Origin of the sequence: Streptomyces sp. NPDC060035 (assembly GCF_042736635.1) — a bacterium.
In the GTDB taxonomy this organism is placed as follows: Bacteria; Actinomycetota; Actinomycetes; order Streptomycetales; family Streptomycetaceae; genus Streptomyces.
The window spans coordinates 81,634-101,864 of sequence record NZ_JBHWVO010000016.1; the positions used below are offsets into that span (position 1 = coordinate 81,634).

19 protein-coding genes and 5 pseudogenes are annotated in these 20,231 nt (G+C 66.9%); 15 read left to right on the top strand and 9 right to left on the bottom strand.

Going from position 1 to position 20,231, the window contains the following annotated elements:
* The first annotated feature begins 75 nt into the window (after positions 1 to 75).
* Entirely contained in the window at positions 76 to 249 is a 174-nt protein-coding gene (locus tag ACFWBQ_RS24360) for a hypothetical protein (protein ID WP_385492789.1), read from the top strand.
* 427 nt (positions 250 to 676) lie between these two features.
* Here the strand turns inward: ACFWBQ_RS24360 and ACFWBQ_RS24365 are convergent, their stop codons facing one another.
* Together ACFWBQ_RS24365 and ACFWBQ_RS24370 are read right to left on the bottom strand one after the other, a co-directional pair.
* Entirely contained in the window at positions 677 to 1,789 is a 1,113-nt protein-coding gene (locus tag ACFWBQ_RS24365) for a PP2C family protein-serine/threonine phosphatase (RefSeq protein ID WP_385492792.1), read from the bottom strand.
* Between the two features lie 166 nt (positions 1,790 to 1,955).
* A pseudogene (locus ACFWBQ_RS24370) lies at positions 1,956 to 2,138 on the bottom strand (arginase family protein); the annotation flags it as partial.
* A 17-nt stretch (positions 2,139 to 2,155) separates the two neighbouring features.
* Here ACFWBQ_RS24370 and ACFWBQ_RS24375 point away from each other — a divergent pair.
* A complete protein-coding gene (locus ACFWBQ_RS24375; protein ID WP_385492795.1) occupies positions 2,156 to 2,308 on the top strand; it encodes a hypothetical protein in 153 nt (50 codons plus the stop codon).
* A 103-nt stretch (positions 2,309 to 2,411) separates the two neighbouring features.
* Positions 2,412 to 3,002 (top strand): AAA family ATPase, encoded by a 591-nt coding sequence (locus ACFWBQ_RS24380; RefSeq protein WP_385492798.1) that lies wholly within the window; start codon positions 2,412 to 2,414, stop codon positions 3,000 to 3,002.
* A gap of 796 nt (positions 3,003 to 3,798) precedes the next feature.
* Here the strand turns inward: ACFWBQ_RS24380 and ACFWBQ_RS24385 are convergent.
* Complete coding sequence (locus tag ACFWBQ_RS24385; protein ID WP_385492802.1) at positions 3,799 to 4,710, bottom strand: LysR family transcriptional regulator; 912 nt, start codon at positions 4,708 to 4,710, stop codon at positions 3,799 to 3,801.
* A gap of 129 nt (positions 4,711 to 4,839) precedes the next feature.
* Here ACFWBQ_RS24385 and ACFWBQ_RS24390 point away from each other — a divergent pair, with 129 nt between their 5' ends.
* From ACFWBQ_RS24390 to ACFWBQ_RS24415, 6 genes are all read left to right on the top strand, one after another.
* The gene (locus tag ACFWBQ_RS24390; RefSeq protein ID WP_385492806.1) at positions 4,840 to 5,745 is read left to right on the top strand and encodes a DMT family transporter; all 906 of its coding nucleotides are present in this window, start codon (positions 4,840 to 4,842) and stop codon (positions 5,743 to 5,745) included.
* Positions 5,746 to 5,752: 7 nt separating this feature from the next.
* Positions 5,753 to 6,931 carry an MFS transporter gene (locus tag ACFWBQ_RS24395; RefSeq protein WP_385492809.1) on the top strand — a complete coding sequence of 393 codons (1,179 nt, stop codon included), beginning with the start codon at positions 5,753 to 5,755 and terminating at the stop codon, positions 6,929 to 6,931.
* A 349-nt stretch (positions 6,932 to 7,280) separates the two neighbouring features.
* Positions 7,281 to 7,583, top strand: a complete 303-nt coding sequence (locus ACFWBQ_RS24400) for a hypothetical protein (RefSeq protein ID WP_385492812.1) — start codon at positions 7,281 to 7,283, stop codon at positions 7,581 to 7,583.
* A 360-nt stretch (positions 7,584 to 7,943) separates the two neighbouring features.
* Positions 7,944 to 9,071, top strand: coding sequence for a globin domain-containing protein (locus ACFWBQ_RS24405; protein ID WP_385492815.1), 1,128 nt, complete (start codon positions 7,944 to 7,946; stop codon positions 9,069 to 9,071).
* Positions 9,068 to 9,772, top strand: coding sequence for a pyridoxamine 5'-phosphate oxidase family protein (locus tag ACFWBQ_RS24410; RefSeq protein WP_385492818.1), 705 nt, complete (start codon positions 9,068 to 9,070; stop codon positions 9,770 to 9,772). The genes ACFWBQ_RS24405 and ACFWBQ_RS24410 overlap by 4 nt, the downstream gene beginning before the upstream one ends.
* Before the next feature lie 238 nt (positions 9,773 to 10,010).
* Positions 10,011 to 10,253 carry a hypothetical protein gene (locus tag ACFWBQ_RS24415; protein ID WP_385492820.1) on the top strand — a complete coding sequence of 81 codons (243 nt, stop codon included), beginning with the start codon at positions 10,011 to 10,013 and terminating at the stop codon, positions 10,251 to 10,253.
* A 112-nt stretch (positions 10,254 to 10,365) separates the two neighbouring features.
* On the opposite strand, the gene ACFWBQ_RS24420 is transcribed toward ACFWBQ_RS24415, so the two are convergent.
* Positions 10,366 to 10,530 (bottom strand): hypothetical protein, encoded by a 165-nt coding sequence (locus ACFWBQ_RS24420; protein WP_385492823.1) that lies wholly within the window; start codon positions 10,528 to 10,530, stop codon positions 10,366 to 10,368.
* A 390-nt stretch (positions 10,531 to 10,920) separates the two neighbouring features.
* Here ACFWBQ_RS24420 and ACFWBQ_RS24425 point away from each other — a divergent pair.
* Positions 10,921 to 11,058: pseudogene (locus tag ACFWBQ_RS24425) on the top strand (IS5/IS1182 family transposase); the annotation flags it as partial.
* A 44-nt stretch (positions 11,059 to 11,102) separates the two neighbouring features.
* Here the strand turns inward: ACFWBQ_RS24425 and ACFWBQ_RS24430 are convergent.
* Entirely contained in the window at positions 11,103 to 11,507 is a 405-nt protein-coding gene (locus ACFWBQ_RS24430; RefSeq protein ID WP_385492826.1) for a hypothetical protein, read from the bottom strand.
* Between the two features lie 94 nt (positions 11,508 to 11,601).
* On the opposite strand from ACFWBQ_RS24430, the gene ACFWBQ_RS24435 reads away from it, so the two are divergent.
* Entirely contained in the window at positions 11,602 to 11,769 is a 168-nt protein-coding gene (locus ACFWBQ_RS24435) for a hypothetical protein (protein ID WP_385492829.1), read from the top strand.
* Between the two features lie 451 nt (positions 11,770 to 12,220).
* Here ACFWBQ_RS24435 and ACFWBQ_RS24440 read toward each other — a convergent pair whose 3' ends face one another.
* Complete coding sequence (locus ACFWBQ_RS24440; protein WP_385492832.1) at positions 12,221 to 12,940, bottom strand: dienelactone hydrolase family protein; 720 nt, start codon at positions 12,938 to 12,940, stop codon at positions 12,221 to 12,223.
* Between the two features lie 278 nt (positions 12,941 to 13,218).
* On the bottom strand, positions 13,219 to 14,298 hold the full coding sequence (locus tag ACFWBQ_RS24445; protein WP_385492835.1) for a ferritin-like protein: 1,080 nt from the start codon (positions 14,296 to 14,298) through the stop codon (positions 13,219 to 13,221).
* 607 nt (positions 14,299 to 14,905) lie between these two features.
* Between ACFWBQ_RS24445 and ACFWBQ_RS24450 the strand changes: the two genes are divergently transcribed.
* Positions 14,906 to 15,436, top strand: a complete 531-nt coding sequence (locus ACFWBQ_RS24450; protein ID WP_385492838.1) for a hypothetical protein — start codon at positions 14,906 to 14,908, stop codon at positions 15,434 to 15,436.
* A gap of 401 nt (positions 15,437 to 15,837) precedes the next feature.
* Here ACFWBQ_RS24450 and ACFWBQ_RS24455 read toward each other — a convergent pair whose 3' ends face one another.
* Positions 15,838 to 16,359 carry an AAA family ATPase gene (locus ACFWBQ_RS24455; RefSeq protein ID WP_385492841.1) on the bottom strand — a complete coding sequence of 174 codons (522 nt, stop codon included), beginning with the start codon at positions 16,357 to 16,359 and terminating at the stop codon, positions 15,838 to 15,840.
* Between the two features lie 550 nt (positions 16,360 to 16,909).
* Here ACFWBQ_RS24455 and ACFWBQ_RS24460 point away from each other — a divergent pair.
* The 3 pseudogenes from ACFWBQ_RS24460 to ACFWBQ_RS24470 all read left to right on the top strand — a co-directional run.
* A pseudogene (locus ACFWBQ_RS24460) lies at positions 16,910 to 17,035 on the top strand (IS5/IS1182 family transposase); the annotation flags it as partial.
* A 57-nt stretch (positions 17,036 to 17,092) separates the two neighbouring features.
* A pseudogene (locus ACFWBQ_RS24465) lies at positions 17,093 to 17,669 on the top strand (transposase); the annotation flags it as partial.
* A gap of 121 nt (positions 17,670 to 17,790) precedes the next feature.
* Positions 17,791 to 18,411 (top strand): annotated as a pseudogene (locus tag ACFWBQ_RS24470) (DDE-type integrase/transposase/recombinase); the annotation flags it as partial.
* Positions 18,412 to 18,459: 48 nt separating this feature from the next.
* Here the strand turns inward: ACFWBQ_RS24470 and ACFWBQ_RS24475 are convergent.
* Positions 18,460 to 19,527 carry a glycoside hydrolase family 11 protein gene (locus ACFWBQ_RS24475; RefSeq protein WP_385492843.1) on the bottom strand — a complete coding sequence of 356 codons (1,068 nt, stop codon included), beginning with the start codon at positions 19,525 to 19,527 and terminating at the stop codon, positions 18,460 to 18,462.
* Positions 19,528 to 20,231 lie beyond the last annotated feature (704 nt).

Consider the following 20,231-nt stretch of genomic DNA (forward strand, 5'->3'; position numbering starts at 1 on the left):
GCACGTGCTGACGTCCCGCGCGGGCGCGGTCTGGCCGGGGGTCTGCCCTTCGACCGCCCGGGCGCGGGCCGTGAGGTGTGCGAGGCCGCCTACCGGAGCGGTCTGCTGCTGGAGACGGCCGGGCCGCACGACGAGGTGGCGAAGGTTCTGCCACCACGGACCGTGGTGGACGAGCAGGTGGAGCAGTGCATCGGGATACTCGACGAGGCCGTCGCCTCGGTGGTCGGCGTGCGGACCCTCGTTGCCTGACCTGACCCGGGCCCCGGGCTCCAAGAACCGAGATTGCAAGGGTGGACGCCCCGCTCTAACCGCCCTGCCACGACCACAGGGCTGCAGCATGGGATGGTCGACTGAGTGCCGCTTGGCGTCGGACGTCGCCTCACCAGGATGCTGGGGAGGGGGACGGTGCTGCGAGCATTACTCGGCGACCTCTTCGAGCTCGACGACGGTGTCGGTGCAGGCCTTGGCGAGTTCGAGGAGTGCGGTCTTCTCCGCCTTTTCGGCGGTGAGGTTCCATCGCAGCTTTGCACCGGCCCAGTCGGCGGCGTAGGCGCAGCAGTACGCGTTCTTCGCCGGGGGAGCCGCTGGGCGGGGTCCTTGAGGGCAGCGCAGAGCCCTCCGACCTTGCCGAGGTTGTTGCAGTCGCGGGGGCCTCAGCGCTTCCGGCCCTATTCGGTCAGGGAAGCCGTTCGATCGCGACCATGGCTGCGTCGTCGCCGAGGTGGCCGCCCGCATGTCGCAGGAGGTCTGCGCACAGATACTTGAGTAGTGCCTCGGGACCTTCCTCGCACCGTGTGGCTACCCGTTCGGTCAGTGGATAGAAGAGTCCGGAACGGTCACGGGCTTCGGTGACCCCGTCCGTGTACAGGAGCAGCGTGTCACCGGCATCGAAGGTGAATACCTCTTCCGTGAAATGGGTGGCCGTCAGTTGCCCGATTCCGAGTGGCGGGGCTGGTTCTTTGGCGTCGAGCGAACGCACTTGACCTGCGCGGAGGAGCAGTGGCGGCGGATGTCCGCAGCTGACGAGGCGGAGCACCGCAGAGGCATGGGGAATGTCCAGCACGGTTGCCGTGACGAAGTCCTCGGCGATGTTTTCGTCCTCGGTCTCGTGCAGGAAATCGATCTGATGCGCAGCCACACTGGTCTCCAGGCGGGCCACCAGATCGGGCAGGTGTGGTTCCTGGCGGGCCAGAGCTCGGAAGGCGCCCAGAACGCCGGCGGCGCTGCTGATGGCGTCGAGGCCCTTGCCCCGGACATCGCCGATGATTACGCGGGTTCCCTCGGCGGTGCGCGCGGTTGCATAGAGGTCTCCGCCCAGTTGGGCTCCTGCTTCGGCGGCCAGGTACACCGAGGCCAGGCGTAGCGGACCGCTGCGTGCTGGCAGGGGCCGGAGCACCCCACGCTGAGCTGCCTCGGCTACGGAGCGCAGCTGCACCATTTCCGTTGCGTGACGTTCTCGCAGGTGGGCGAAGAAGGTGACCATCGCGGAGATCAAGAACAGCGCAATGATCTGGTAGGTGTGGTTGAGATCGTTGATGCTGGTGCGCGCCACGGCCACCATGGTCTGAGCCAGTACGGCGACCGCACCGACGAACGCGGTCAGGCGCGGGCCGGCGAACGATGCTGTGAGTGCCGGGGCCGCTACGAGAAACGGACCAAGGTGGACCTCTGGCGGAGCGATGATGTCGACGACGGTCACGACGGCGATCAGAGCGAACGGCACCACGATGAGTGCCCTGCTCTGGCGGGTACTGCCGTGGAGCGACTGCAGCCATTGACCGAAACCCATGACTCCGGGATACCTCACCTTGCCCCTGACCGCTCCTCATAGTGAACGGCCGGGTGGACATCGCCCTGCCCGAGACGACTGAACAAGTGCTGCCGAATACGGTCCGCGCTGCAGCCCTCGGGTTGAAGATCGTGATGTCAAGACCGACGGCTCGGTCGCCGGCCAGTGCTGTCCGCAGCACGCTCTCCAGTTCTGCCCAGGCCAGTCCTCCGGGGAAGCGGTAGTCGACGGCAGGCATGATCGCGTCATCCAGGACGTCGACGTCGAGGTGAATCCAGTATCGGCGCTTTTGCCGCCGGTGTCGGCCCGCCGCGCGGCGCGCTGCCGCGGCGGCGCCGGCCGTACGCACACCGCCGAGTCGATCGCGTGCAGCTGTGGCGGCAGAGGCTGCATCCTGGACTCGGCGGACTCGGCGGACTCGGCGGACTCGGCGGACTCGCGGAAGCCGAAGGCGACGACATCCTCGTCCTGGAAGAGTGGCCCGCGGCCTCGGCATGTGAGGAGGGGCGGTTGCTGTGAACCGTAGTGAGTGTTCGAGAATCCACAGAGTTCAGGAGATTTGCCGCGCCCGTGCGGGAAATCCGGATGCCTCGTCTCGGGCTGTGCCAGCAGACTGTCAGGCATGCTGATTGATTCGGATGCCGTCCCTGAGCGAGAGGTCCCTGTGGCGAAGGAACTGGATTCTGCGGTCGTCCTGGTCACAGGTGTGATGGCGGCGGGAAAGTCCACTGTGGCCGACCTGCTTGCCAGGCGGTTACCTCGGGCTGCCCATGTGCGCGGCGACATCTTTCGGCGGATGGTGGTCTCAGGCCGAGAGGAACTGCTACCCGAGGAAACTGCAGAAGCCAGAGCCCAGTTGGAACTGCGCTACCGACTGTCCGCACTTGTGGCCGACGAATACGCGCGTCACGGATGGACCGCGATTGTGCAGGACATCATTCTGGGGGCTGACCTGTCCCAGTACGTCACCAGCGTGCGCACACGCCCTTTTTACGTCGTTGTTCTGGCTCCCTCCACCACTGCTGTGAAAAGCAGAGAGGCGGGACGCCGGAAGACCGGGTACGGGGTCTGGACGGTGGATGCTCTCGATCAATCCTTGCGTGGGGAGACTCCGCGTATCGGGCTCTGGCTCGACACCTCGGAGCAGACACCGGAGCAGACCGTCGCGACAATTCTCGAAAACCTCCCCACCGCTCGCGTCGAGATGCACTGACGTCGGCGACAAGGCTTGCTGGCCAAGCCGTCGACGGCAGGTTTTCTGTGTCCAGTTGGCGCGGGGCCCTTGCGGGTCAGGCGCCTGGTCATGAGGGCGATGAGTGTCCAGGGCAGGTGTGCTTCGGAGTGCTGTGGCCAGCGCTCGTAGTCACGGACGTTGCTGCGGGCATTCATGATCCACCCCACGGTTCGTTCGACTTTCCACCGCCGGGGCAGGACGACGAAGCCCTTCGCCCCGCGGGGGCGAAAAGCGGGTTCGAGCGTCATGTTGAGGAAGTCGTCGGACCAGCTCACGAGCTAAGGGCTGTCCCGTAGTCGGCCCAGCCCTGCGTGATCTGCGCTTGCCTCACGCGCAGGCGCTAGAGGCGTTCGCGGTCGGTCATGTCGGCGGGTGTCACGGTGATCATTACGGAGAGGCCGAGGGTGTCAACAGCGGTGTGTCTCTTGCGCCGGTGATGCTTTTCGCAGCGTCGAATCCGTGTGTGGCCCAGGACGGCCACCCGGCCGCAGGAACGACCAGCCCACTGCACGCCAGGACGTGCTCACAGGCGGCAAACCCGAACCCCACAATGCGGCGCGCACGAAGAAATCGACGACCCCGCGCCCGCGCCGCACAGGTTAAAGATCAAGCTAAGGGCTGTCCCGTAATCCCTGGCGGGCGCACGACGACAGCTACGGCACCTCGCCGCGTTGTCGGAACGCCCGAATACATCCAGTATGCGGACGTCCCTCCGCCTTGCGATGCACCGCATCTGACGCCGTGCGCTGATCCACCAGGGATTACGGGACAGCCCTTAGAGCGCCACCGTCCGAGCGGCCGCCGTGGTCCGCAGGGCGTCGAGCAGCCCGCGCAGTGCGGGCTGTTCGGCCGGTGACGACTCCCGCACCGCCGCATGGATAGACCTGACCGGCTCCGGGTTGCGGACCCTGCGGACGGCCACGGCGGGATGGGGGTCGCCGATCCCCAGTTCAGGAATCAGGGCGATACCCAGCCCCGCGGCCACGAATGCCTGCGCCGTGGCATGGTCCTCGCTCTCCACCACGAAACCCGGGCTGAAACCTGCCGATGCGCAGGCGTCGAGAACGGGGTCCAGGCAGGGGCCCGGCCGGTCACTTCTGATCCACGGCTCGTCGGCGAGGTCGGTCAGCTCGATCTCCCGCTGCGCGGCGAGCCGGTGCTCCTCGGGAAGGACCACGAGATACTTGTCGTCGAGCAGGGAGACGAACCGGATACCGTCGACGGCGGGCTGGTCACGCGGCCGGACCACGAGGGCCAGGTCGGCCCGGCCGTCCTTCACCTCCGGCAGCGGGTCCGCGGGATCGCTCAGCTTCAGCTCGGTCTGCACGCCCGGCTGTTCACGGCGAAGCTGTGCGAGTGCGGGGGCCACCAGAGCGGCCCCCGCACTGGCGAAGTAACGGATCGCCACCTGCCCCGTACGTCCGGCTCTCAGATCGGCCAGCGCGGTCTCCGCTTCGGCTGCGTGGTTGCCGATGAGGGTCGCGTACTCGTTGAGCAGCCGCCCCGCATCCGTCGGCCGCACGCCTCGTCCGGACCGCTCGAGGAGCGTGATCCCGGCCTCCTTCTCCAGCGCCGCCATCTGCTGGCTGACTGCAGAGGGCGTATACCCGAGATTCCGGGCTGCCGCGGTGACCGAGCCGCTGGTGATCACCGCTCGCAGAAGCTGCATGCGTCGCAAGTCAAGCATGTAGTACAGCTTAACTCTCCATGTAAACTTTTTCGCTTGTCTTACTGGATCTGTCGGGGCACTGTACAAAGCCGGACATCCGTCAGGAGGCGAACAGTGCTCAGTGGCCAGCGAGGAACCCTCTTGCGCATGGCTTTCCTCGCCGTGCTGTGGGGGTCGAGCTTCCTCTGGATCAAGATCGCACTCAACGGCGGCCTTGCCCCTCTCCACATCACGGTCATCCGATGTGCGCTCGGCGCGGCCGTCCTTCTGGCGCTCGCCCGCTCGGCCCGCCAGCGCCTCCCGCGTAGCCGCCGGACATGGGGACACCTCGTCGTGGGTGCCTTTTTCTGCAACGTCCTGCCGTTCTTTCTGTTCAGCGTTGGCGAACAGACCGTCGACTCCGGGGTGGCCGGCGTCCTCAACGCCACGACTCCCCTCTGGTCCATGGGGATCGGCCTCGCTCTCGGTACGGAGCGTGGCCGGCACCCGCTCCGTCTGGTGGGCCTCCTGCTCGGCTTCGCCGGCGTGCTGCTCGTTTTCGCCCCCTGGCGCGAGAGCGGCCTGACCAGTTGGGGCGCTCTGCTCCTTCTCGCCGCGGCCGTGAGCTACGCCGTCGCCTTCGCCTACATGGCCCGCCACCTCCTCGGCCGCCGGGACGGCGCCCCCCTCGCCCTGTCCGCGGCCCAGCTCATCGCCGCTACGGGTCTGACCACACTCGCCCTTCCCGCAGGCCCCGGCCCTGCGGACGCCACTCTCGGAGCAGTGATCGCCGTCATCGTCCTGGGCATCTTCGGCACGGGTGTCACGTTCCACCTCAACTCCCGGCTCATCGCCGACGAGGGCCCCACCGCCGCCGCCACCGTCGGGTACCTGCTGCCGGTCGTCTCGGTGGCCCTGGGCGCCCTGGTCCTCGACGAGCAGTTGAGCGCTCGCGTCGTCACGGGCATGGCAGTCGTACTCATCGGCGTCGGCCTTACCCGCACCCATCAGCCCGGAGGCCCTGCCGACGGAGCTGCCGGATCGCGGCGACGCCTCGGATCGACCACCGGATGAACGGATCATGCAACCCGACTCTCCCTGGCGGAACTCCGACTTCCGCGCACTGTTCGCCGCGACCTGCTTCGGCCAGCTCGGCACCAACATCGGCTACGTTGCCGTACCGCTCATCGCCGTGTCCGCTCTCGACGCGAGTCCTGGCCAGGTCGGGGCACTCGCCACCCTGAGCACGGTTGCCTTCCTCCTCATCGGTCTGCCCGCCGGGGCATGGCTGGACCGGATGCGTCAGCGGCGAGTCCTGATCGCAGCGGACCTGACGCGGGCGGGGCTGTTCGCCTCCGTCCCGTTGGCCTGGTGGCTGGACGCACTCACGCTCCGGCAGTTGTACGTGGTCGTGCTGCTGCACGGCTGTGCCACCGTCTTCGCCGACGTCGGATCACAGAGCGTGCTGCCGCAACTGGTCGGCCGCGCCGACCTCGTCCGGGCGAATGCCGCCGTGAACACTCTCATCGCCGCCGGCACCGTGGTCGGACGCGGCGCGGGTGGAGGGCTCGTCCAGCTACTGACGGCACCCGTGGCTGTGGTGTCCGCGGCCGTGGGCTATCTGATCTCCGCCCTACGGCTCACCGCCATCCGCCGCAAGCCGGCGCCTTCCCCGCCGCCCGACGGGCCGACCACGCGGCTGTGGCCGCAGATCGCCGAGGGGTTGCGACACGTCTTCGGCAACACGGAGCTGCGGGCCCTCGCGCTCACCTCGGCGTGTTCCAACCTCGGCTCCCAGATCCTCAACACCATGCTCCCGGTGCTGTTCGTCCGCGAACTCGGCCTTCCGGAAGGCGTACTGGGCCTGTTCTGGGCGGCAGGCGGCATCGGCCTCCTCCTGGGCGCCCGCTGCGCAGACTTCACCGCTCGGCGTCTCGGCTTCGGCCGCGCCCTCGGTCTTGTCGGCCTGTATCTGGGACCTGCGGGACTGCTCGTACCGCTCGTCGACCGTGGCCCACGGGCCTGGAAGCCCTTCTTGAACAGCTCAGCCGTGCGCTGCTGTGCTTCCTCACCTCGGACGAGTTGCTGGAACAGTACGGCGTCTGCGCGTACTTCAGCAGGAGTAGGCAGGCTCATGGCGTTGATTGCCGACTTGGCTGCGATCAGTGCCTCACGGGGGAAGCCGCTCATGCGTGCGGCGATGTCTGTTACGAACTCGTCCAGTTCGGCGTCCGGGACCGCACGGTTGACCCATCCATAGCGTTCAGCGAGGTCGGCGTCGAAGTCCGATCCCGTCAGCACGACTTCGCCTCGGCGGGGAACGGCTCGTCCAGCACGGTGACGTTGCCGGCTTCCACGAAAGGCCGGCTCTTGAAGTCCGAGGTCGCTCGGCGGGCATGACTCGCTGACGTCGATGGCGACCGCGCCCGCCTCGACGAGTTCCACAAGCGCCGCCAGGTGCGCTACATCGTTTCGGGCGACCATGTGCATCGCAGTCGCCCCGGCATCGGCAGGCGACTGGACCGCGGTGGCGATCGAGACCATACACCCGCCCGGGCGGCGCCAGAGCTGCGGCGTCCGGCGGGCTCAGCACGACCAGATTGAGCAGAGTGTCCACCGAGGACGGCGAGGGCCTCGTCGGCGCGGCCTTGTCGGATCAGGAGCTCGCCCGACTCCTGGCGGGCTTTGATGGTGTTCACGGTGCGTACGTGGTCGATTTCGGCTGGACACCAGTGAGTTATCGTGCCGACCGCGCGCAGCACGTCCCCGACGTTCGTTCACTTAACCTCACAGATTTGCTTACCGAATCTCCCCATCGCGCGCGTGTCCAAGCTGCCCAGTGCCCCTCCGAGGGCAGCCTCGGACAGGTCGGAGCTCTGGTGATGCGCCATGCCCAGGCTTTCTGTTGCTGACGCGGGCTGGTCACGAGCCGACATTTCCCAGGGAATTGTGCTGATTCGAGAATGAGACGTAGACCCAGGGGTGGGTTCGGACCTGTCGCCCTATGTGCACAATGACTCGTCCGGTGATCACACTTTCGCTGTTCTGAACCCGAGCGACATGAAACGTCCTTCTACGATTGCGAATCTTTACGTGTCAGCACATCCAGTACGCCTGGTGGCCCCCTCACCATGTGCGACACCCGCTGCCCCCCACGCCGTTCCCGCCCGGCGAACGAGGACGCACCTCCGCCGTGAGCTCTCTGGGGGCCGGACGTGACATCCGCCCCGCTGACAGACCGAGAGATCTCCCTGATACGTACGAGCCTGACGGTGGTTGCACCGCAGGCCACGGAGATGACCGTCTACTTCTATGCCATCCTCTTCGCCCGGTATCCCGAAGTACGGGGGTTGTTCCCAGACAACATGGACGTCCAGCGTGACCGGCTGCTGCGCGGACTGCTGCGCATCATCGATCTCGTCGATGACGTCGACAACCTTGTGCAGTTCTGCTCCCGGCTGGGCCGGGACCACCGTAAGTTCGGAGCTCTGGAAGACCACTACCCGGCAGTGGGCGAATGCCTGGTGGCCTCCCTGACCCGCTATGCGGGAACCGCGTGGAACCCCGAGGTCGCCGCCGCATGGACCCGCGCTTACACCGTCGCAGCCCAGGTGATGATCGCGGCCGCGGCCGATGACACCCGCCTGCGCCCGGCTTCCTGGGAAGCACAGATCATCCGCCACGAATACCGCGGCCACGGCATCGCCGAGATCACGGTGCAGCCCGACCTGCCTTACCAATACGTCGCCGGGCAGTACGTGAGCATGGAAACCCCCTGGTACCCCCGTACCTGGCGGCACTATTCCCCCGCTCACCCGCCGCGCACCGACCACACGCTCACCTTCCATGTCCGGGCTGTACACCATGGCCAGGTCAGCAACGCGCTGGTTCACCATGCCGCCCCAGGGCACAGGGTGCGGCTCGGACCGCCGCTGGGTGAGATGACCCTTGCTGCGGCGGGTGACCGCGATCTGTTGCTGGTGGCCGGGGGGACCGGCCTCGCGCCGATGCGCGCACTGCTCGAGGAAGCCGGCGCTTCTGGGATGGACCGCTATGTGGACCTGTTCGTCGGGGCCCGCACCGCCCAGGAGCTGTACGGCCTCGACGACATGCTGCGCTTGTCCCAACGTCACCATTGGCTGTCCGTCCGGGCGGCCGTTTCCCACGAGAACATTCCCGGCCAGCAAGGCACACTCCCGCAGGTTCTGCGCGAGTTCGGTCCTTGGGACCGACACGAAGCCTTCCTGTGCGGTCCGCCCGACATGGTCACCACGGCCGTGCGCACCCTCCTGGACCAGGGCACCCCCCGGACCCACATCCACCACGACCCGCTCGACACACCCGTTCTCACCGCTCCCCTCACACCGCCCCGACCCGGTCAGGAGATCGACCAGCCGTGACCCGCCACGACGCCACCCCCTCGCGGGGAGAGCGCCTGCTGCAGACCCACCTGGGCACCAGCGAACGCGCCAACGTCTTCTACGACCAGCAGGTCCACCCGCACCTCACCGCGGCTATGCGTGACTTCATCCACCGCCAGTCAATGGTCTTCCTCTCCACCGCCGACGCCCGCGGCCACTGCGACGCCACCTTCCGCGCCGGCCCTCCCGGATTCGTCACCGTGCTGGACGACCGCACCCTGGCCTACCCCGAGTACCGCGGAAACGGCGTTCTGGCCAGCGCCGGCAACATCACCGACAACCCGCACATCGGTCTGCTCTTCATGGACTTCACCCACGACCACATCGGACTGCACGTCAACGGCTCCGCCCGACTCGTCAGTGACCAGGAGCTGCGTACCTCCCACCCCTGGATACCCGCCGACACCGCCCCCGGGCGGCACCCCGCACTGTGGACGCTCATCACCCTTCACGAGGCCTACGTGCACTGCTCCAAATACATCCCTCACCTCGAGCCCGCCCCCCGCCCCCTGGGACTGGCGCGCACTCGCCCCAAGGACCCCGACTACTTCACCGAACCAGCCCCGGCATCCGTGGCATCCGGCCAGAGGCCGGACCTGGCAACCACAGGTCCTAACGTCTCCGACCCCGCGTACGACAATGCGGTCGCGCATCCCTTGGCCGGCTCACGCGACCGCTGAATCGAGGCCGACTGCCGACGGCGGGGAGAGCAGCCTGCACCAGCAGCAAGAGGTGCTGCGGACGTGTGAGCCGGCCGCGGCACAAGGAGCAGCTCGACGTGCCGAAGGCCGGAATGTGTGGGGACCGGGCCCAGGCACCTGGTCCAAGACCTCCACGGTCCTCCGGGAGCATGTGCACGAGGGCGAGAAGTTGCACTTTGAGCGAACGCTCAAAATGCGAGAAGGGGAGGCAGCGGCCATGGGGTTGTACGTGGAGATCGTGATTGACGCCGATATGGACGTCCTCGGGGAGCGGACCCAGGACCCGGCGCGGCACCAGTCCTGGGACCTGAGGTTCACCTCGATTTCCTACCTGCCCCGCGCGGAGGGGGAGCCGCAGTGCTTCTGCTACGCGACCAGGCTGCTGCCCCTCCTGTGGATCGCCGGCACCGGGGTCAGCGCGGACGAGCGGCAGCGGTCCGACGCGAACGCGACCACTTAGCTATGGGGCAGAGCGCCACGGATATGACGCGGGTGGTCGCGGCCTGGTGACGGTGGTCGGGTATGACGAACGCCAGCCACCTGGTGCAGGGGCGGGCTCCGGTGCTCCTCGGTCAGTGCGCGTTGTGCGGCGAGACGGACCAGGCGTACGCCTCTGCAAGGGCCTTGAGGACACCGGAGGTCTGCTCGGGACGATCGGCGTCGAGCTTGTCGGCAACCTCCTTGATCTTCGTGAGGATCGCTTCCTGTGCGTGCTCTTGGGAGGTGCGGTTGGTCATCGTGGCGCCTTTCGGACCGGGGTGGTTGGGCTGTCTCCATCTTGCTGCCCGGCACTGACGACGGACGTTGGCCGAGCAGCGTGTCTGGGCTCAGGTGTTCGTCGGCGGCGGGCAGCTGCCCGGGCACGGTGGACATGGTCGCGGAGTCGGTAGCCGCGGTTGTCGGCTCAGAAGGTGCCGGTCACGCTGTCGCAGTGGGGGACAGGAGACCATCAACGGCACCGAAGATGCCACCGCGTGGCGTCGAGTACCGCTGGAGTGCGGCGGACATGGCGGAGGTCAACGTTGATGTCGTGGACTTCTCCGCGGGCGTTGCGGCAACATCGTTGCGTTGCTGGGTGGTCGAATGGTCGCGGTGGCCGGCGGCTTTCCTGGGACAGCGGCGCATGCCGGCGCCACAACGAGGTCGAGCGCCCCATCAACCGGCTCAAGAACTCCCGGGCCGTCGCGACCTGCTACGACAAGCGGGCCTACGTTTTCCACGGCACAGTTACCGCAGCAGCGATCCGCTTATGGCTCCGTCCCTAATCCGTCGAGCAGGAGCGCCAGGGCTTCTAACGGGGCAGAGTCGCTCAGAGCGCGTCGAATGCCGCCTCGAACGCTTCCGCCGTGGGGACTATGACAAAGGCCCTCCCCTGGAGGTCCGCAGGAAGATGAAGGCGATCGTTTTCGTGGAAGATCAGCGCGGCTCCGTCCTGGGGCACGATCGAGGCCCCGAGGGTTGCCGCCAGCCGGGCGAGCACGCCGCTCATCGCGCCACGTGCGAAGTGCGTCGCCGTCACACATGACATTCCCTCTTCGCCACGAAATGCGTGGTAGAGATCCGTCTCGCCCCCGTCCTCCGCGCGAAGTTGGGAGAAACCTTCCTCCGGGCGGCCCTCCACCACGTACGGCGCTGTCGCCTGCCGGAACCGTTCAGTGTCCAGGGTGACGACCTCACCCTCCACGAACCGGAGCAGGTAGATGCTGTAACTCACGGGCGCACTCTGCCATCATCATGATCCGCCGGACAGGCCTTAGGGGGAGCAGTTCGTCGCCGTAGGGGACCGGGGGGTCATGAGGCGGGCGAGGGTGCGCCTGGCGCACCTCCCGATGGCGAGGCTCGATGCGGGCCAGGACGGTGAACTCGTCGTCTCCGAGACGACCGGCGACTCCCTGGTGTCCGGTCCACTCGGTCAGGCGGGCCCCGATCACGGCGAGCCCGGGGGCGGTACGACGGGCTGCCGATGCGGCTGGTGACCCACGAGGCCGGCCGGCACCGGCGTCTGCTGCATTGGCGGAACCGGGACGGCGTGGTGGGCCGGACATCGCGGCGCGCTGCCCACTCGGCGGGTTGTCCAGGACTACCGGGACGAATCCGCCGTCCTGCCAGCAGGCCTCGATCGTCGTCTTCTCCAAGCCCTTAGCGATTTCCAGGAACTGCCTGCAGGTGGTGGGCCGTATGAGGTCGGGCGCTGAGGTGAGATGCGTCGTGCGCTCCTTGAGGGCACAGCCGCTCTGCCCGCGGTCGGTGCGGCTCGGTCCGCCGAGGGGTTGGTGCCCTTCGTGGGGCCGCCTGAGGCGGTGGCCCGGGATGTCGCGCCAGATCGAGTAGCCGACACCGCCATCGAGGAGGGCCGGGACCTGTCCTCGATGAGCGGCATCCTGGCCGACACCGCCTACCTTCTGCTGCCGGCCAGACGGCCCGGCCTCACTTCAGGTGCCGGCCGAAGAATCGGCCCCCGTCCTCCACCTCGAACCACGGGGTGCCGACGTGCCCGCCCATGTTGGCGTGCAGCGTCTTCTCCTTGGTGCCGAAGGCGTCGAACAGGTCCAGGGCCCGTTGCCGGGGGTTCCCTTCGTCGTCCCACTGCAGCAGGAACAGCAGCGGAATGGTGACCTGCCGGGCCTCCTCGCGCTGGGCGCGGGGCACGTAACCCCCGGCGAAGAAGCCGGCGGCCGCGATGCGCGGCTCGACCACCGCCAGCCGAATGCCGACGGCGGTCCACCCCGAGTACCCGACCGGGCCGCCGATCTCGGGCAGCGAAAGGAGGGCGTCCAGGGTGGTCCGCCATTCCAGGACCGCCTTTTCGACCAGCGGGCCGATGAAGGACTCGAAGATCTCGTCGACCGGCTCACCGGCCTGCATCGCCCGACGGACGTCCGCGCGGGCCTGCTCGTCGGCGGCGGAACGGGGCCGGTCACCGCACCCGGGGGCGTCGATGGCGGCTACTGCGTAGCCGTACGCCGCGGATTGCCGGGCCCGGGCCACCAGACGGGATTCCCCCTTGGGCAGGCCGTTGTTGTGGGCCATCAGGATCAGCGGGGACGGTGCGGATCCAGGCGTCCACAGGGTGCCGGGGATCTCGCCGAGGGTGAATTCGCGTTCGAGGACGCCGTCGTCGAGGTGCTGTTCAGAAGTGAATTGCATGGTCGTGCCTTTCGGGAGGGCTCTAGAACGGCGCTCCCGGACGACCTATCGCCCGACCGTGACCCCGGAGGGGAGCACCCATGTCGATACTGCGTTCACGGGTACCACCTCCTTATTCTCTCGCACGGCCTCCGGAAAAATAGCAGTGGTCGCCGTGGTCCGCCAACGGGTTTTTGCGGAGCTCCGTGGCCGGACGCCACCAGTTGTCACAGGAACCGAGAGTGAGCGCCCTTGGGCGGGCGGACCGGTGCAGGAACATGTATCGCGCAGCACCCTGCTCACGCTTCCGCCTCGACGTACCGGAACTCCGGACCGTACGTCCTTCCGCTGCCGTCGGACAGCGGAATCTGCATCAGCTGTTGTGCTGGCTCCTGTAGTTGGAACATCTGCCCGACGGCCTTGTTCAGCAGTTGCGCCGCCGCACCCGGCGTCTCCGCCTGCCATGCCTGCTCGATGAATCGCAGCATCGAGCTGTAGTGGTGGTTGAAGGTGTCGAGGAGCTGTCTCACCTCGTCGGGAACCTCCGGTGCGCCCGTGGCCCAGCCGCCCGTCGGGACCGTTCCCATGGGGAAGGCCTCCGGCATGGGAATTTCGGCGCCCTGGAAGTCGAATTCCTTCGGATCCTCCGACACGACGATCAGCTTGCGGCCGTGAAAGATCTCCCGGAAGGAGTAGAAGTGGGCCACTTCGCCGGACTGTCCTGGGAAGGGGTTATCCGGTGACGCGGCGGTTCCCTCGCCCTGCTCCTTGATGATCTTTACTGCTTTCTCGACGTCATCGAACGAGGTGAGTTCGACAACTTCGTTCCCCTTTCCATGGTGCGACATGTTCCTGGTCACCTGTCGGGTTCCCGAGATCAGGTACTGGTGTTTTTGGAATGCGTCCAGAATCGCTGTGTAGAAGGCTCCGATCGACTTGTGAACTTCCCTGGCCTCGACGACGGGGTCGTCCGGCTTCTCGATCTGTGAGTACATCTCCAGTGATTGTTTGGTCAGTCCGGAGAGAGAAACGGAAAGCTCGGGACGAACGCCGCCGGGAAGTGGGCCAGGATATTTCGGCACCAGTTTCTCTTCGGCGAGGAGTGGGGTGCCTCCAATGGTGGTGAGCATGTTGCAGACCAAGCCCATGTGGGACATCTCGTCGAAGACGATTTCTTGAATCGTCGCGAAGGCATCAGGGCTCTGGCTCGGGTCCTTGATCGACCACAGGCCGCACAAGTAAGGGGGAAGTGTCGCGAGTTCAAGCATGACGGCCTGCTGTAGCGCGTCCTTGAGCCACTGCTCGTCGTGCTCCTCGGTGGGCGCCTCCATGAGCTCGGTGATCCTGTTGCTTTCATAGTTGAGGGCTGTCGCGGTCATGGTGCACCCCTTGCTGGTTACAGTTTCCGGCCCATCCTGGATGACGGGGGTCGCCGGATCCGCGGCGCGAGGGTGTGGTCTCCAGGATTCCACCCGCACAGGCTATAGCGTAAGGAGAAATGATTGAACATCGAATGGGTGGGCTCGGTGCTCCTCGGCTCGGGACTCGGCCGGTTCCGAGTTTTCCTATCGCCGCAACATGCCGGTTGGTTGGTGGGAAACCGAGGAAGTAAGATATGCGCGGGCCGGTCGTGCCGGTTGTATGACCCGGCCCGCTCCGAAGATCGACGCATCAACAAATTCCCACCTATCTGGCGGTGTGGGTCAGGGAAGAGGTGACGTCATGTCACTGGTCATTGCGAGTTCGATCTGGACGTGCGGATCGAATCCATCGCAGACGCAGCCGCTCGAGGACTGTGACGACCCGGATCCGTCGCAGCAGGGAAGCACCTGCGACTTCTCCTGTTTCGAAACCTGCGGTGGCACGTGCGGGTGCCATTTCGGCTGACGCGATCCCGCAAAGAGGGCGCGATCCCACAACAGGGGTGATCCCACAACAGGAGGGTGATCCCACGACAGTGGTGAATGCCCACAACCGGGGTGAATGATGAACACCACAAGCACGGCGAGCGAGCGCGGACGGCTCATCACCCGCTACTCGCTGACGACCTCTCCGCTGTACGAGCCGGTGCACGCCTACCTCGCTCCTCTCAATCTGCCGCCACCGTCGGCCGAGAAGGAGGAAGAGGCGCACTGCACCTTCGAGCGCCTGAAGGCCTCGGTGACGAACCGGATGGAGAAGGACCCGGGGCTCCAAGCGGCACTGAACACCATCGCGGCGCTGCCGCAGGGCAGCATCAGCGATTCCTATCCGGCGGCCTTCGAGGACATCCGGCAACCGGACAGTGACTTCGCGCGGGCCTATGTCTCCGTTCTCTACGCCACGGCCCTGCAGCACCTGGGACGCCACGTGGAGCGCGACAGGGGCACATTCCTCGCCACTGCCCAGCGTGCTGTTCGAGGACTCACGGGCGACTCTGGCCGGGACGCTCGTACATCTGGAAGCGCTGCACCCGGATTTCGTCGGACATCTCGTTCTGGAGGCCGAGGCCAGGCGAGCCGGGAATCCCTTCTTTGAGAACGGCTCGAACGCGCCGATGAGCTGTTCGATCGTTAAGGTGACGGTGAGCCGCACTGGCTGGGCCTCCTCCATCAGACCGCCCTCCGCATATCCCTGCCCCCACGAGTACCACCGCCGCGCGTCGGGGGCGTTCTCGGGCGGAAGCGAGCCATCGAGCATCCCGGCGATCTCCTGCCGGTCCGACTCCCGCGGGCCACCCGCCCGGCTGCGTTGCTGTCGGGCCTGGAGATAGGACGAGAGGGCGTCCATCTCAATGTCGGTGTGCTGCTGGCAGTACGCGGCAATCAGTCCATCCCGTCGGCGCAGCCCGTCCGCGTCGTCGCCCGGCCCGCGTCGTTCGCTGTCGGCACCTCCCGGGGTGGAGGGGCCTGCCTGCGCCGGCCTTACGAGTTGGGGAACTATTCCTGGACGATGACGCGCTCGCCCTCGCCGATGGGCTCCTCGAAGTCGGTGAAGTAGCGTTCCAGGAGTTCATCGGAGACGGTGACGCTGTTTGCGTCGCCCCGCTGGTTGCGGCCGGCCAGTCGGCGTCGCAGGGTTGCAAGATCGGCTTTGAGGCGGATCAGTTCCCATCGATATCCGTGACTCTCGATCGCGGCCTTGTACCGGTTTCGGGTGGCGCGGCTCCAGAAACTGTAGTCAATGACGGTAGGTAGCTTCGCCTCCATCAAGCGGATCAACTCTTCCCACAGTTCCTGCTCGACGGCGGACTTGAGTTGCTCGTAGTCCGCCGGGTCGAGGTCAGCCGCGTCGCGGCCAATGCGCGCCCACACCACCTCGTCGATCGACAGTCGGGTATAGCCACGGCGTTCAAGGGCGTGCGCATACGTGCTCTTGCCCGAGCCAGGCAGGCCGCACATCATCACGACGAGGCCGCGCTCCGTCCCGTCCAGATGTGGCAGAAGATCTACTTCTTCCATGCAGGTGAGGCTAACGTGCCGGCAGGCGGTCGTGCCCGGGGGTTCCTCAGCGCCCACTTGCCTGGTGCTCGGTGGTCGGCCTGTGGCGTAAGAAGGGCCGCACGGGTTGGGCGAGTTGTGACGCTTGCCTGGGCCCGTGCGGCCTGCTCCCATCCTGTCCTGTCCGGCATCCACCGTGCACACTTCGGCGAGTTACTCGAAGAACTCGCACCGAAGTGGCAGGTTGCACGGGAGTCGGCGCTGCGCGAGCGACGTGGCGGGGAGCGACGCCGCGCTGCCGGGGCCAGCCCCTCTTGCAAGCTGGTGTTCGTGGACCGGCTGCTGGTCACGCTGGTGCACCTGCGGCTGGGGCTGCGGCCCTCGGGCGCTCGCCGAGTTGTACGGAGTTGACCGCTCCACGGTCTCCAACGCAATCCGCGAGACCCGGCCGTTGCCGGCGAGCCGCGGCTTCGCCGTTCCCGGTCGGCCCGGTGTTCGGCTGCGCGCGCTGGAGGACGTGTTCGCCTACGCCGGCGCCGAAGGGGTCAAATTGCGGATCGATGGCACCGAGGTGCAGGTCCGCCGCCCGCGCGCAGGCCGCCCGGGCCGCAAGGCGTTCGTGTCCGGCAAGAAGAAGCAGAACACCATCAAGACCACCACCTTCAGCGACGATCAGGGCCGCACCCAATTCAGCGGGGTGGTCCGGCCCGGCCGGATGCACGACCAGACCGCCGTTCGCACCGAGGGCATCTCCGAGGGCGTCTTCGACCGGCTCAACAGCCTCCACCGCCGCCAAGTACGCAGACAAGAAGGCCGGGAGGGTGAACGGACCGCGTGCGTCATCGACTCCCAGAGCATCAAAACCTCTACCAACGTCCCCGCCACCGGGCAAGGCATCGACGCCGGCAAGAAGATCGTCGGCCGCCGGCGGAGCATCGTCATCGACACCCTCGGACTCCTCCTCGGGGTGCTGGTCACAGTGGCCGGCGTGCAGGACTCGATCGCCGGCCGGCCCCTCATCGAACGGATCGCTGCCGAGCATCCCACCGTCCGTAAGACCTGGGTCGACGGCGGCTACCGCCAGCACCTCGTCGAGCACGGCGCCACCCTCGGCATCGACATGCACATCGTCCGTCGCGACCCCACCACCAGGGGATTTGCCTTGCTCCCGCGCCGTTGGGCCCGTCGAGCGGACTCTGGGGTGGCTCATGAACCACCGGCGCCTGGCCCGCGACTACGAAACTCACCCACACCGGGCCGAGGCCATGATCCACCTCGCGATGATCAACCTCATGACCCGCAGACTCACCGCCGAATCCATCCTGACCTGACGCGGCGCATAAACCGCACTCAACCCGGCAATCCGTGATGAAACTACGGGGCGAAACACCCTCTTAGGCACTGTTTCTCGGATCATGTTCGGAGCCAGATAGTGAGGGCTGTGAGTGTGACGGCGAGGCGGGCATGAGCGACCGTTCCAGCCGCCCCCGCCACAGCCCCCGGCGCACGCCCAGCCGGACCGAACGCCGGATCATCAAAGTCCGCCTCACACGGCGCTGGGGACCGGCCCGCATCGCGCACCTGCTGGGTTTGGTGCCATCCACCGTGCACCGGGTGCTGGTCCGCTTCGGCCTGGCCCGGCTCAGCCATCTCGACCGGGCCACCGGCCGAGTCATACGCCGCTACGAACGCGAACGGCCCGGCGAACTCGTGCACGTGGACATCAAGGAGCTCGGCAACATCCCCGACGGCGGCGGCCACAAGGTCCTGGGCCGCCAGGCAGGCCGCAAAACCCGTTCCGGGGCCGGCTACAGCTATATCCACACCGCCGTCGACGACCACTCCCGCCTCGCCTGCGGCGAGATTCACACGGACGAGAGGAAGGAGACCGCCACCGCCTTCTGGCAGCGGGCCCAGACCTACTTCACCACCCACTGCGGAATCACCGTCGAACGGGTCCTGACCGACAACGGCGCCTGCTACAAGTCCCACCTCTGGCGCGAGACCCTGACAAAGGCCGGGGTCACCCACAAGCGAACCCGGCCCTACCGGCCGCAGACCAACGGCGCGGTGCCCGATGGGGCACCGCGCCGGAGCGTGTGGGTACGCGGTACGTCGGGGTCAGCCCACGCTGCAGCTGCCGACCGACGGGGTCGGGCTGCTGGGTCCGCTGGCGGTGAAGCCGAACGACGTCGACTGCCCCGCGCTCAGGGTGCGGTTGTGACTGACCGGGGTCACGGTCAGTACGTTCCCGCTCCGGCTCGAGGTGCCGTTCCAGAGCGAGGTGATTGTCTGGCCGCTGGCCAGCGTCACCGGCACCTTCCAGTTGGTGACGCCGCTGCTGCCCGCCGTGATGGTCACCTCACCGTTGAAGCCGTTGCTCCATGAGCTGGTGGTGCGGTAGGTGGCGGTGCAGGCACCTGTCCCCGGAGGAGGAGTGGTACCCCCGCTCGGAGGCGGAGTGGTGGGCGTGGTCCCGCCGCCGCCCAGGCTGACGCTGGAGCTTCCGGTGCTCTGGTAGCCCTCCGTCGCCATGATCATGTAGTAGTTGAACGCCCCCATCGGCATCCCGGCCGCTTGCCAGGCGTCGAAGTGCGTGCCGGTGTTGATGGTGCCGCTGCTGCGCTTGCTCTGCCGGATGCTCCAGTACTGCTGGAAGGTCTTGGTGCCTTCCACGGAGGGCTGGTTGGTCCGGGTGGACTCGTAGATGTCGTACGTACCGCCGCCGTCGGTGACCGTGCCGCGCCTCGTGCCGGCGGAACCGGGGTTGTACGGGCCGAAGTTCTCCACGATGTAGTACTCGACCAGCGGGTTGGCGGTCCACCCGTACAGCGCCAGGTAGCCGTTGCTGCCCGGGTTGAACGAGCCGGAGTAGGTGACGGCCCGGCGGCTGCCGTTGCTCCAGCCGAGACCGCCGACCCAGTTGTTGGTGTTGCTCCACTGGCTGCTGTACGAGCCGGCCGTGTCCGACAGCGTCATGCTGACGGAGCCCGGGTTGTCGGTCCAGAAGGAGTAGTAGTAGCCGTTGTGCGTACCGGTCGCGTTGCTGGTGAGGACCGTTGCGGCGCGCGCACTGCCGGGCAGGAGCAGCCCTGCTGTCCCGGCCGCCACCAGCGCCCCGGCACCGCCGAAGACGAGTTTCCTGCGGCTGACCTGACGTGGGTCGGAGTTGTGGGGAGTGTCGCTCATGCGTTGTTTCCTCCTCGCGAGTAGCACGGTCTGTGAGCAAAAGACACGCCGAGCACACGTCGGCGTTCATCGATGAGGTGACACAGCCCGGCTGTGCGCATCCCATGCACGGCCGGGGAGCGTCACAACAGTCGGCCCTGGCAAGGGAGTTGTCAACGGTTTCCGTAACCTTTCCGAAACTCAGGCGACGTCATGGATCTCTGCCGCGCTGGTCAACGCGGGTGCGGGTAAAGCACCGAGGGAGGGAGGCCGGGATGTCACCGATCAAGCGACGCCGAAACTTTCGAAGCCTCGAAACTTTCGGACCCTCTTTCGGCGGGATGCGAGGCGGCTGGTGTGGTGAGCGGCGAGACGGCCTGTGCCGTCCCTCCGGTGAGGTCGGGCGACAGGCGAGAGGTGCTGCTGGACGATGCGTTGGTGCCAGCGGATCGCCCAGTGCGGACAGCTGGCTCAGCTCCGGTGGGTGTGGCCGGGCAGTGGGGCGGAGTAGCGGCCGTCCTCGGACCAGGCCATGGAGTCCGCGGAGACAAGGGCGTCCGCGTAGGCCGCCAGTCCGAGGGTCCTCACTCCGAAGCCGTGGAGCCGGATTCCCTGGGCGGCGAAGTGCCGGGCGATCTACTTGATTTCGGCTGTTCCCTGGCGGCGGCACACGGAGCCGATCCCGACGACCGGTTCGGCGGCCAGGTCGATACCGGCCTGCGCGT